General features: G+C 68.4%; 11 protein-coding genes. 7 read left to right on the top strand and 4 right to left on the bottom strand.

What is annotated here, in order from left to right; genetic code table 11:
- Positions 1-59: 59 nt before the first annotated feature.
- The 3 genes from mqo (at position 60) to dbpA (ending at position 3,739) form a co-directional block, all read left to right on the top strand.
- Positions 60-1,703: a malate dehydrogenase (quinone) gene (gene mqo, locus NQV17_RS25465; protein WP_257774353.1), complete on the top strand. Its 1,644-nt coding sequence runs from the start codon at positions 60-62 to the stop codon at positions 1,701-1,703.
- Between the two features lie 444 nt (positions 1,704-2,147).
- Positions 2,148-2,345, top strand: coding sequence for a hypothetical protein (locus tag NQV17_RS25460; protein ID WP_044845448.1), 198 nt, complete (start codon positions 2,148-2,150; stop codon positions 2,343-2,345).
- Positions 2,342-3,739, top strand: coding sequence for an ATP-dependent RNA helicase DbpA (gene dbpA / locus NQV17_RS25455; RefSeq protein ID WP_257774352.1), 1,398 nt, complete (start codon positions 2,342-2,344; stop codon positions 3,737-3,739). Before NQV17_RS25460 ends, dbpA begins: the two co-directional genes overlap by 4 nt.
- Positions 3,740-3,779: 40 nt before the next feature.
- Here dbpA and NQV17_RS25450 read toward each other — a convergent pair whose 3' ends face one another.
- On the bottom strand, positions 3,780-4,604 hold the full coding sequence (locus NQV17_RS25450) for a phosphate/phosphite/phosphonate ABC transporter substrate-binding protein (protein WP_257774351.1): 825 nt from the start codon (positions 4,602-4,604) through the stop codon (positions 3,780-3,782).
- Between the two features lie 319 nt (positions 4,605-4,923).
- Here NQV17_RS25450 and NQV17_RS25445 point away from each other — a divergent pair, with 319 nt between their 5' ends.
- Positions 4,924-5,949: a fatty acid desaturase gene (locus tag NQV17_RS25445; RefSeq protein ID WP_257774350.1), complete on the top strand. Its 1,026-nt coding sequence runs from the start codon at positions 4,924-4,926 to the stop codon at positions 5,947-5,949.
- Between the two features lie 227 nt (positions 5,950-6,176).
- Positions 6,177-7,379, top strand: a complete 1,203-nt coding sequence (locus NQV17_RS25440) for a benzoate/H(+) symporter BenE family transporter (RefSeq protein WP_257774349.1) — start codon at positions 6,177-6,179, stop codon at positions 7,377-7,379.
- 27 nt (positions 7,380-7,406) lie between these two features.
- On the opposite strand, the gene NQV17_RS25435 is transcribed toward NQV17_RS25440, so the two are convergent.
- Together NQV17_RS25435 and NQV17_RS25430 are read right to left on the bottom strand one after the other, a co-directional pair.
- Positions 7,407-8,294: an NAD(P)H-binding protein gene (locus tag NQV17_RS25435; protein WP_257774447.1), complete on the bottom strand. Its 888-nt coding sequence runs from the start codon at positions 8,292-8,294 to the stop codon at positions 7,407-7,409.
- A gap of 298 nt (positions 8,295-8,592) precedes the next feature.
- A complete protein-coding gene (locus NQV17_RS25430) occupies positions 8,593-9,498 on the bottom strand; it encodes an AraC family transcriptional regulator (protein ID WP_124667405.1) in 906 nt (301 codons plus the stop codon).
- A 192-nt stretch (positions 9,499-9,690) separates the two neighbouring features.
- Between NQV17_RS25430 and NQV17_RS25425 the strand changes: the two genes are divergently transcribed.
- A complete protein-coding gene (locus NQV17_RS25425; protein WP_257774348.1) occupies positions 9,691-9,912 on the top strand; it encodes a hypothetical protein in 222 nt (73 codons plus the stop codon).
- 38 nt (positions 9,913-9,950) lie between these two features.
- Here the strand turns inward: NQV17_RS25425 and NQV17_RS25420 are convergent, their stop codons facing one another.
- Positions 9,951-10,904 carry a LysR family transcriptional regulator gene (locus NQV17_RS25420; RefSeq protein ID WP_059533632.1) on the bottom strand — a complete coding sequence of 318 codons (954 nt, stop codon included), beginning with the start codon at positions 10,902-10,904 and terminating at the stop codon, positions 9,951-9,953.
- A gap of 100 nt (positions 10,905-11,004) precedes the next feature.
- Between NQV17_RS25420 and NQV17_RS25415 the strand changes: the two genes are divergently transcribed.
- Positions 11,005-12,363, top strand: a complete 1,359-nt coding sequence (locus tag NQV17_RS25415) for an NAD(P)/FAD-dependent oxidoreductase (protein ID WP_257774347.1) — start codon at positions 11,005-11,007, stop codon at positions 12,361-12,363.
- The last annotated feature ends 228 nt before the right edge of the window (positions 12,364-12,591 follow it).

The raw sequence follows: 12,591 nt of genomic DNA, 5'->3' as shown, positions 1-12,591 counted from the left end.
TCCGCATCGGCCGGGCGGCATGGCAAACCGATGCATCCAAGTTGAAAAAGGGATCTGCTGTGATCAAAACGTTACGGGTAATACTGTCGGCGCTCGCGCTGTGCGTCGCGACGTCGTCCGCGCATGCCGCCGATACGAAGAAGGTCGACGTCCTGCTGGTGGGCGGCGGCATCATGAGCTCGACGCTCGGCGTGTGGCTGCACGAGCTGCAGCCCGACTGGTCGATGACGATGGTCGAGCGCCTCGACGGCGTCGCACTGGAAAGCTCGAACGGCTGGAACAACGCGGGCACCGGCCACTCCGCGCTCGCCGAGCTGAACTACACGCCGGAGAAGGCGGACGGCAAGATTGACATCTCGAAGGCAATCGAGATCAACGAGTCGTTCCAGATCTCGCGCCAGTTCTGGGCCTGGCAGGTCCGGCAGGGCGTGCTGAAGAACCCGCACTCGTTCATCAACTCGACGCCGCACATGAGCTTCGTGTGGGGCGACGACAACGTCCGCTTCCTGAAGAAGCGCTACGACGCGCTGCAGGCGAGCCCGCTGTTCCGCGGCATGCAGTATTCGGAAGACTACGACCAGATCAAGCAGTGGGTGCCGCTGATGATGGAAGGCCGCGACCGCAACCAGAAGGTGGCGGCGACGTGGACGCCGATCGGCACCGACGTGAACTTCGGCGAGATCACGCGCCAGTTCGTCGGCTACCTGAAGACGCAGCCGAACTTCACGCTGTCGCTGTCGAGCGAAGTGCGCGAGATCTCGCGCAACGCGGACGGCACGTGGCACGTGTCGTGGGTCAAGCTGCACTCGGATGAACCGCCGCAGGCCGTCGAGGCGAAGTTCGTGTTCATCGGCGCGGGCGGCGGTGCGCTGCACCTGCTGCAGGCGTCGGGCATCCCCGAGGCGAAGGACTACGGCGCGTTTCCCGTGGGCGGCTCGTTCCTCGTGACCGACAACCCCGAGGTCGTGAAGCGCCACCTCGCGAAGGCGTACGGCAAGGCGTCGGTCGGCTCGCCGCCGATGTCGGTGCCGCACCTCGACACGCGCATCATCGACGGCAAGAAGATCATCCTGTTCGGGCCGTTCGCGACGTTCTCGACCAAGTTCCTGAAGAACGGCTCGTACTTCGACCTCGCGAAGAGCACCAACCTGCACAACGTCGCGCCGATGATGCGCGTGGGCGTCGACGAATTCCCGCTCGTCGAGTATCTCGCCGGACAGCTGATGCTGTCCGACGACGACCGCTTCAACGCGCTGAAGGAATACTTCCCGGACGCGAAGAAGGAAGACTGGCGCCTGTGGCAGGCCGGCCAGCGCGTGCAGATCATCAAGCGCGACCCGAAGAAGGGCGGCGTGCTGAAGCTCGGCACCGAGATCGTCAGCTCGCAGGACGGCAGCATCGCGGGCCTGCTCGGCGCATCGCCGGGCGCGTCGACGGCCGCGCCGATCATGCTGAGCCTGTTGCAGAAGGTGTTCAAGGACAAGGTCGCGACGCCCGAATGGCAGCAGAAGCTCCGCCAGATCGTGCCGAGCTACGGCACGAAGCTGAACGACAGCCCGGCGAAGGTTGTCGAGGAATGGACCTATACGAGCGGCGTGCTGCAGTTGTCGCCGCCGCCGAAGATCGACCTGACGGCGCCGTCGCAGGCGACGGGCACGGCTCCGGCGCGCCCCGCGAAGGCGGCGGCCGACATGGCGCTGTAACGCGTCCGGTCCCGTTTCGCCGCATCGCACGGCCGCCCTTCGGGGCGGCCGTTTTTCATCGCGAATGCGGACGGCGCAGCGTGCTGCGTCCTGCGTAGGCTTCACCGGCTGCCATACCGCCGGCCGCACCACGGCCGATCGCCCGCTGCCGGGGCCGTCCGCCACCGGCCCTCCGCCACCGGCCGTCCGCCACCGGCCCTCCGCCGCCAGCCGAACCGCTGCCGATCGCCCGCTGCGGGCCGCGCGGGGCCGGTCGCCCCAGCCACCGTCCCGCATCCGCTAGAATTGCGGGCACGCGCGACACCGTCGCCACCGATCCACCATCCGCATCGACGCGGTCCACGCGACCGCCGGTGCGGCCCGCGCCCGAGCCGCGCGAGCGCCGCACTTCGTTGCCGCGCCCGCCCGGGCGCGCCACCAACCGAATTCAGCTGGAGAAAGACCGTGTTTACTTGCCGAAACCAGAGCTGCGGCACGCAGTGGGAAACGTCCGACGTCGTCATCAAGGACGAAGGCCAGGGGCTGCTGTTCCGCTGCCCGCTGTGCGGCGCGCGCAACTATCTAGAACGCTTCGAGGACGATGAAGGCAACGTCGCCTACGAACAGATGGAAGGCAAGCCTTACCTCGGGGACCTCGAATGACGCAGCCGACCGCCACGCCCTTCAGCGCGCTGCCGCTGACGCCCGCCACGCTCGCGAACCTCGCGCAGCTCGGCTATGTCGACATGACGCCGATCCAGGCCGCGAGCCTGCCGATCGCGCTGGCCGGCCAGGACCTGATCGCGCAGGCGAAGACGGGCAGCGGCAAGACCGCCGCGTTCTCGCTCGCGCTGCTGGCGCGCCTCGACACGCGCCGCTTCGACGTGCAGGCGATGATCCTGTGCCCGACCCGCGAGCTCGCCGACCAGGTCGCGCAGGAAGTGCGCCGCCTCGCGCGCGCCGAGGAAAACGTGAAGGTGCTGACGCTGTGCGGCGGCACGCCGATGCGCCCGCAGGCGCAGAGCCTCGAGCACGGCGCGCACATCGTCGTCGGCACGCCGGGCCGGATCATGGATCACCTCGACCGCGGCAACCTGAAGCTCGACGCGCTGAACACGCTCGTGCTCGACGAAGCCGACCGGATGCTCGACATGGGCTTCTTCGACGACATCGCGAAAGTCGCGCGCATGTGCCCGACGACGCGCCAGACGCTGCTGTTCTCGGCGACCTACCCGGACGGCATCGCGAAGCTGAGCCAGCAGTTCCTGCGCAATCCGAAGGAAGTGAAGCTCGAGGAGCGCCATGACGACAGCAAGATCCGCCAGCGCTTCTACGAAGTGACGGAAACCGAGCGGCTGCACGCGGTCGGCCAGTTGCTGAACCACTACCGGCCGGTGAGCACGATCGCGTTCTGCAACACCAAGCAGCAATGCCGCGACCTGCTCGACGTGCTGCACGCGCAGGGCTTCCACGCGCTCGCGCTGCACGGCGAGCTCGAACAGCGCGAGCGCGACCAGGTGCTGATCCAGTTCGCGAACCGCAGCTGCTCGGTGCTGGTCGCGACCGACGTGGCCGCGCGCGGGCTCGACATCGCGCAGCTCGAGGCCGTGATCAACGTCGACGTGACGCCCGACCCCGAAGTGCACGTGCACCGTATCGGCCGCACCGGCCGCGCGGACCAGGAAGGCTGGGCGCTGAGCCTCGCCAGCATGGACGAGATGGGCCGCGTCGGCGCGATCGAGCAGGCGCAGAAGCGCGACGTCGAATGGCATCCGCTCGCGGAACTGAAGCCGGCCGGCAACGACACGCTGCTGCCGCCGATGGAAACGCTGCAGATCCTCGGCGGACGCAAGGACAAGATCCGCCCGGGCGACGTGCTCGGCGCGCTGACCGGCGACGCGGGGTTCGACGGCAAGCAGATCGGCAAGATCAACGTGACCGAGTTCTCGACCTATGTCGCGGTCGAGCGCGGCGTCGCGCGCGACGCGCTGCGCAAGCTCAATGCGGGGAAGATCAAGGGCAAGCGGGTCAAGGTCCGGTTGATGGACGAAGAGTGACCTGAAGTGGCGCGGCTGTCACGGCAGCCGCGCCGCCGCATCACGTCAGCTCGGGATACCCGTGCGCGGCCGCGTCCCGCGCGAACCCGGCAATCGTGTCGTACGCGCCCGGCGGCAGGCGCTCGAATCCCTTCAGCCGCAGTGCGTTCGCCCGGGCCGGATCGAGCGCGACCGCGTGATCGAGCGCATCGCGCAACGCGTCCACGAACCGCCCTTCCAGCGCTTTCGACGCGATCAACGGCAACCCCGGCGCGGACGCCGTCATGCCGATGATCCGGATCTCTTTCAACAACTCGGGCAGCGCGTCACGCACGTACGCGAAGGTCACGCAATCGATCGCCGCGCAATCGGCAACGCCTGCCGCCAGCGCGCGCAGCACGTTCAGGTGCGAGCCGAACGGCACGACCGAACCGAAGAAACGCCCGTCGTGCGCATGCGGCGCGACCGCGTGCCGGAACGCGTTCATCCCGCTGTGCGAATCCGCGCCGTTGAAGGCGGCTCGCAATCCGCGACACGCAGCCAGCGTCGTCACGCCGCCCGCATGCACGCGCGCCGACGCGACCAGCACGCTGCTGTAGCGCGCGCCGTCGCAGCCGGGGGCATCGAAGGCCGGTGTCGCAATCAGGTGCGCGGTATCGCGCAATCCGAGCATCCGGTACGGATAACCGCACGTCTGCGACAACAGCAGGTCGTTGCGGCGCCACAGCGCATGCAGATCCCCGAACGGCTCGTCGAGCAACGCGACGCCGGCCGGCCCGCCGGCGCGCGCGAACGCATCGAGCGCGTCATGCAGCAGCGCGCGCCACAGCGCGGCGTGACGCGGCGTCACGTTGTACATCGGCAGTCCGGCGATCCATAGGCTCATGCGGGCATTCTACGCATTGGCGGCGCCCTGGAGAAAGCCCTTTTGCCCGGGCGTCGCCGGGGTCCAGCACGCGGCCGGGGCCGGGGCGGCCAATGCTTATCGGCCGCGCAGCGATAAGCAAATCCGAATTGCTTGGTTGGCCTGACTACGCGGCCCGGTTAGCGTTCCAGTGTCGCGACGCCGTCGCATGCCGCTTCAGCGGCTGACCGCGAGCCGCGACGCCTGTCGGCCAACCGCATCGCAGCCCGCACCTGCGCGATCGTCCGCTACCGGTTATCCGTATATCGCCCGCTTCACCCGCTTCATCCGCCCCAGCACCATGGCCGAATACTTCGACGTCGACCACGCGCGCGCGATCGCCGCGCTCGACGCCCGCTTCACTGCCCGTACCGAGTGGCCGACCTGGCTGCTGGTCGTCGCGATCTACGGCGGCTGGCTCGCCGTGCTGCTGCTCGTGCGTGCCGAGCGCCTGTCGCTCGCGGCCGCGACGCCGCCGCTGATCCTGCTCGGCGCGTGGCACATGTCGCTGCAGCACGAGCTGCTGCACGGCCATCCGACGCGCTCCGCGTTCGTGAACCGGCTGCTCGGCTATCCGCCGCTGACGATCTGGTACCCGTACACGCTCTATCGCGACACGCACCTCGACCATCACCGCGACGAGGACCTGACCGTGCCGGGCGTCGACCCGGAAACGAACTACGTGTCGCGCGAGCAGTGGGCGCGGCTGCCGCGCTGGCGTCGCGCGCTGACGGTTGCGCGCACCACCTTCGTCGGACGTCTCGTGTTCGGGCCGCCGACGAGCATCGCCGCGATGTTCGCCGACGCGTTCGCCGCGTTCCGGCGCGGCGACTTCCGCTATCTGCCGATGTGGGCGACGCACGCCGCCTGCGTGGTCGCGCTGCTCGCATGGCTGCAGTGGGCGATCGGCGTGCCGTGGTGGTACTACCTGCTGGCGGTGACGTGGCCCGCGCTGTCGCTCGCGATGATCCGTTCGCTGTTCGAGCACCGCGCCGCACGGCATCCGAAGGCGCGCATCGCGATCAACGAGGCCGGTTTTGCGATGCGGCTGCTGTACCTGAACAACAACTACCACCTCGTGCATCACGACCTGCCGAGGCTGCCGTGGTACGACCTGCCGCGCGCGTACCGGATGCGGCGCGACGCCTATGCGGAGAAATGCGGCGGCTTCGTGATCCGCGGCGGGTATCGCGAACTGCTGGCGCGCCATGCGTGGACGCCGACCGACACGCCCGTGCACCCGTTCGACCAGGGCACGGCATCGCTGTCGACGGGCGGCGGTGCGAAAGTCGCCGCGGTCGACGGGTATCTTCAGATCAGTACGTAACGCGCGAGCTGGGCCGCGCTTCGCCGTGAAGCCGCCCGATCCAACGACGCGACGACGCGCGCCAAGCCGCCCCGGCGCGCGTTCATTACAAAAAGCCGACAACGCCGAGCTTCATCGGCGAATTGCCAATTCCACCGGCAATGTCCAGAATGACGGCTCGTCCGGGCTTCCAACAATCATTCGCTCCGGCTCAGCCTCCCGGCCGCGCGCCGCACTCCCCTACGACGATGCAACCGAACACCTCGCCGGGCGCGATCCGCTCGATCGGCAACGACTGGTCCGTCTCCGCGGTCACCGCGGGCTTTCTGGCGGTGCTGATTTCCTACGCGGGCCCGCTCGCGATCTTCTTCCAGGCGTCGCAGGCCGCGCATGCGTCCAACGATATGGTGGCTTCGTGGGTCTGGGCGATCTCGATCGGCGCGGGCGTGTCGGGGCTGTTCGCGAGCTGGAAACTGAAGGTGCCGGTCGTGACCGCATGGTCGGCGCCCGGCACCGCGCTGCTCGTCGGCCTCTTCCCGCAACTGACGCTGAACCAGGCCGTCGGCGCGTACATCACGGCCGCGCTGATCATCCTCGTGATCGGCATCACCGGCTATTTCGACCGGCTCGTGCGCCATATTCCGCGCGGCATCGCGTGCGGGATGATGGCCGGCATCCTGCTGCCGTTCGGCATGCGCGCGTTCTCCGCCGCGACCGCGCAGCCGGTGCTCGGGTTCGGGATGATCGCCGCGTACGTGATCTTCAAGCGCCTGCTGCCGCGCTACAGCATCGTGCTCGTGCTGCTGACGGGCGCCGCGCTCGCGACGCTGCTCGGGATGGCGCATCTCGGCAACGTGTCGCCGAGCATCGCGCGCCCGGTCTTCATCGCCCCCGAATGGACGCTCGGCACGACGCTCAGCCTCGCGCTGCCGCTCGTCGTCGTCAGTCTCACCGGCCAGTTCCTGCCGGGGATGACGATCCTGCGCGTGTCGGGCTACCACACGAGCGCGCGGCCGATCATCACGGCAACCAGCGTGATGTCGCTCGCGGTCGCGTGCTTCGGCGGGATCACGATCGTGGTCGCGGCGATCACCGCGGCGCTATGCACCGGCAAGGACGCGCACGAGGATCCGGACCGGCGTTATATCGCGGGCATCGCGAACGGCGTGATCTACCTGATCGGCGGCCTCTTTGCCGGCACCATCGTCACGCTGTTCTTCGCGCTGCCGAAGGCGTTCGTCGCGATCCTCGCGGGGCTCGCGCTGATCGGTGCGATCGGCGCGAACGTGCACGGGATCTTCGAGGACGAGGCCCATCGCGAAGCGTCGGTGATCACGTTCCTCGCGACCGCTTCGGGGATGACGTGGCTCGGGCTCGGATCGGCGTTCTGGGGGATCGTGATCGGGTCGATCGCGTATGCGGTGTCCGGCAGGGCGCGGCGGCAGGCGTAACGCGCATCCTTTCAGCCGCCACCCGGCTCACCGCGCGTGCACGCGCACCAGCGTCGCGAGCGCCTCCGCCAGTGTCGTCGTGCCATACACGCGCTCCGACACGCCGGCCTCGACATCGATCTGCCCCGCGTTGTGCACGTCGTACAGATCGACGATCAATTGCGCATGCCGTTCGCTGAGCCCCGCGCGCAACAGCGTCGCGGTCCATGCGTCGCGCGGCAGTTCGCGCGCGACGATCTCGCGGTCGGCCGCCGCGCCGAGCGTATCCGCGATGTCCCGCACGCTCGCGCGCTGCGGCCCTTCGATGCTGACGATACGCGGCCCATTGCCGGTTTCGGCGGGATCGAGCAGCAACCGCGCCGCCGCGACACCCACATCGGGCGCCCAGACCGTCGGAAACACCTTGTCGACCGGATGGTGAAAGCTCGGCAGCACACCGTTTGCGAGCGCGACGGGCAACACGCGCGTCCAGTTCTGCAGGTGCTCGGCCGAGCGCAGCAGCGTGAGCCGCGTCGGAACCGCCTTCACCGCTTCTTCCAGACGATGAAAGAGCCGCGTGATGCCCGTGTTGCCTTCACGCTCCGCGCCGTAGTCCGACAGCGCGAGCAGCGCCGGCGGCGGATTCGCGGCAAGTGCGCCGGTCACGATGTCGATCGTCCGCTCCATCGTTGCCGCGGGGTCGCTGTCGGCGACCGGCACCGGACACAGCATCTGCACGGCTTGCGCGCCATCGATCGCCGCCGCAACCGCGCGCGCGTCGGTCAGGTCGGCAATCGCGACGTCGCAGCCGAGTTGCGCGAAACGATCGCGCCGGCGTGTGTCGCGGAGCACCGCGCGCACGGGATGGCCTGCCTGACGCAGGGTCGTTGCAGTCGACAGTCCGACGTTGCCTGATGCGCCGAAAATCACGAACACGATCCGCTCCTGGGGGATGAAGGTGATGTGATTGTCGGTGCGCATCGCCAACGTGACGCGCACGGACGGATGACGCGAGCAGGAAAGGATGACGGATCAGGCGCGTGCCGGATTTGTCCGCTGCATGGCAGGAACCGGACGTTGTTCGGCACGGTGTTGAACGCTTGCGATCGAGCCTTGCGTGGTGTGCTGCGAGCCCTACTCATGCAGCCGGATCGGCGCATTGCCTGCGCGTTACGAATCGTGGATTCACTGATCGTCGTCGCGCACGCGCGGACCATTCAGCCACCGCGCTCGATCAACGGTCGTCGCCGTCATAAGCGAGCCTCAGCCCACCCCGCGCCCCTGACCGCGCGATCTCCGTCGGCGTCGCGCCCAGCACGCGATTCATCCAGTTCGCCATGTGGCTCTGATGCGCAAACCCGGCTTCGAGCGCGATCTGGCTGATGCTGAGCCGGCCTTCGAGCAGCAACGCCTTCGCACGCTCGACCCGGCGCCGCACCACGTACTGATGCACCGGCATCCCGAGCGTCTCGCGAAACAGCACCTTGAAATGCGGCACGCTGATCGACACGAGCGCCGCGAGTTCGGCGAGCGTCATGCGCCGCTCGAGGTTGGCCTCGACATAGTCGATCACGCGGGCCGCCGCCTTCGGCGCAAGCGTACGCCGGCGCTCGCGGAACGCCGGCTGGCTGTCGACCAGCCGCGCGACGAGCGCCGTGCACAGGCTCTCCGCATAGAGCGGGTCTGACGCGTCTTCCGCCTCGAGTTCGGCGGCCATCGCCCACGCGATGTGCTGCAGGCGCGGATCGCGCACCTGCAGCCGCCGGCGGATCTGCGCCTGCGACGGCTTCAGTTCGAGTTGCTCGAACGTGCGCCGCACGAACGTGTCGCTTAGCGCGATGTGCAGGATCCGGCAGTCGGCGCTGTCGGTCCACCGGCCCGGCAGGCCGGCGGGAATCACGTCGACGTCGCCGTGCGCCTGGATGCGCGACACGCGTTCGCCATCGCACACGCAATCCGCGCGCACGGGCGAACCGATATGCACGCCGATGCGGTGATGCTCGGCGGCCGGAATCCGGTACGTGCCCGCGCGAATCTCCAGCAACGACGCGCCGAAGCCGCGCCAGCCGAGCCCGCGGCTGGAGCGCAGGCTGACCGGCACGCCGTTGTCGGTCGGCGCGGCGAGAATCGGATCGCTCATGGTTCCCCTCCAGCAGATCGGGTGTCGAACGCGCATTGTGACGCTTTTCCGCGGTGCTTGCCGGGCCTGGACACCCGTTCCCGCAGCGCGCGGAAAAAGATCATCCGTTTCTGCTCAAACCGATCCGCGCCTGCGCGCCGGCAAGCGCCGACACGCCTACGATCGCCTCATCCGACACCTACGGAGCCCGTCATGCCCGATTGCCGCCCGTTTCGCGCGACGTTCGCCGCGCCGCCGCCGTCCGGGGCCACCCGCGTTGCTTCCCGCCGCGCTTCCCGCCCTGTTTCCCGTCCTCGCTCCGGCAGTATCCGCGCGACACTCGTCGCACGCTGCCTGCTCATGATCGGCTGGTATCGGCTCGAGCGGCTGCTCGCGTCGATTCCCGACAGCAACGACGACTTCGGGATCGTTTAACCGCCACGACACAGGGCACACACCCCACCCGCATCGGCCTACTTGCGCCGCCGCTCGTGCGGCGCGACGGTCGCGCCGTCGATCACCGGCGCGCCCTGCTTGATCAGGAAATCGCGAAACAGCCCCGTCACCTGCGAGATCCGCCGGTCGGCGAGCGTGACCACATACCATTCGCGCTCGATCGGGTTGCCCGGAAACGGCAACTGCCCGAGCAGCCCGGTGCGCAACTCGAGTGCACACGCGTGCAACGACAGGAACGCGACGCCGAGCCCCGCTTCGGCCATCTGCTTGATCGCCTCGTTGCTCGACAGTTCGGAGCCCACGTGGAAGCGGTAGCCGGCCGTCTTGAACAGGCTCTCGACCGTGGAACGCGTGCCCGCGCCGCGTTCGCGCACGAGCAGGTGCGCGGATTCGAGATCCTTCAGCGCGACGCGCTTGCGCTGCATCAGCGGATGGCCGGGCGCCGCGACGAACACCATCGGATGCTTCGCGAATTCGACCGCGTGCGTGCGCAGCTCCTTCGGCGCGCTGCCCATCACCGCGAGATCGATTTCATGCGTCGCGAGCATGCGAATGATGTCGTCGCGATTGCCGACCTTGAAATAGGTCTTCACGTGCGGACGCGTCGCGGTGAATTTCACGAGCAGCGGCGGGATCAGGTACTCGGCCGTCGTGATCGCGCCGATCCGCAGCGTGCCGCCGAGATCACCCGTCAGCGCGGCCACTTCGTCGCCGGCCTCGCTCCACAGATGCAGGATCTCGCGCGCATAGCGCGCCACGATTTCACCGGCGGCGGTCAGCTGCACGCCGCGCCCCACCCGCTGCAGCAGCGCGGCGCCCACCGCCTCCTCGAGCAGGCGCACCTGCAGCGACACGGCCGGCTGCGTCAGGTTCAGCTCCTCGGCCGCGCGCGACACGCTGCCGAGCCGCGCAATCATGTCCAGCGCCTTCAGCTGCCGGAACGTCGCGGTCTTTCCTATAAGTGAATACATATGAGTCGCTTATAAACATTAAATTGTTCGCGTAGGTTCAAAACTATATCGTCGGTTCTTGAGCAATGTCATCCGAATCGTCATCAGCGGGAGCCACAACATGGACACCATCACGCCTACCCTTGCAACGGATCGCGCACCGCGCGTGCCGCGCATCGTGATCGTCGGCGGCGGCGCCGGCGGCCTGCAGCTCGCCACGCGCCTCGGCGACACGGTCGGCCGCCGCGGGCAAGCCGACGTCGTGCTCGTCGACCGCTACCCGACGCACTTCTGGAAGCCGCTGCTGCACGAAGCCGCGTCCGGTCATCGCGATCCGGCCTCGCACACGATCGAATACGCGGCGCAGGCGAAGCGCCACGGCTTCCGCTTCGTGCAGGGCGCGCTGCAGCGGGTCGACCGCGCGGCACGCACGGCGACGATCGCCGCGGTGCAGGACGCGGACGGCACGGAGATCCTGCCGCAGCGCGAGCTCGGCTACGACGACCTGGTGCTGGCCGTCGGCAGCGTGACGAATTTCTTCAACGTGCCGGGCGCCGCGCGCCACGCGTTGCCGCTCGAAAACCTCGACCAGGCCGAGGACTTCCGCCGCAAGTTCCTCGCCGCGTGCACGAAGGCGAACCACCTGGCCGAGCAGCAGCCGGCGCGGCGCGCCGCGCCGATCTGCATCAACGTGATCGGCGCGGGCGCGACGGGCGTCGAACTGGCCGCGGCGCTGCGCCATGCGATCCAGCAACTGACCACGTATCGCTTCAAGGCGCTGGTGTCCGCACGCGACGTGCACATCCGGCTGATCGAAGGCGGCCCGCGCATCCTGCCTGCGCTCGACGCAAGGCTGTCGGCCAAGATGCACGCGCAACTGCGCACGCTGAACGTCGACGTGCTGACGGACACGCGCGTCGCGGAAGTCGGCGCGGACGCGGTCACGACCGCGGCCGGCGAGCGGCTCGCGAGCGACATCACGATCTGGGCGGCCGGCGTCGCGGGCCCCGCGATGCTGCGGGAACTCGGCGACATCGCGCTGAACCGGTCGAACCAGGTGATCGTGACCGACACGCTGCAGACGCCCGACGATCCGCACGTGTACGCGTTCGGCGACTGCGCCGCGTGCCCGTCGGCCGACGCGGGCGGCTTCCTGCCGCCGCGCGCGCAGGTCGCGCACCAGCAGGCCGTGTACCTGGGCGAAGCGCTCGCGCGGCGCCTCGCCGGCAAGCCGGTGGCGGGCTTCACGTTCCGCGACGCGGGCACCGTCGTGTCGCTCGGCCAAGCCGGTGCCGTCTATCAGGCCGACCTCGGCGTGCGTTCGCGCTCGCTGATCGTCGACGGGCTCGCCGCGATCGGGCTGTACAAGTTCCTGTACCGCAAGCACCTGTTCAGCGTGTACGGACTGAAGCGCGCGCTGTTCCAGTCGCTGAGCCACTGGCTGCAAAGCCGCAACCAGCCGTCGATCAAGCTGCACTGAGCGTCGACTGCCACGCGGCATCGCAAGACGGCGTATCGGGCGCACCTCGCCCGATACGCCGTTTTTTCACGTGCACACATCCGGTGCATTCATATCGCGCACGCGTCGGGTGCCTCACATCGAACGCCATCGATACGATGCCGATCATCCGGAACACATCGATCGCGTGCATCCCGCGCCGGTACTGGCTCGCCGCCCGATTCATCAGTCAAACCCTATGAGTCGGCT

It is taken from the genome of Burkholderia sp. SCN-KJ (assembly GCF_024656005.1).
In the GTDB taxonomy this organism is placed as follows: domain Bacteria; phylum Pseudomonadota; class Gammaproteobacteria; order Burkholderiales; family Burkholderiaceae; genus Burkholderia.
Note: the sequence above shows the minus strand (reverse complement) of the source record. Positions and strands in the feature narration are given on the sequence as shown.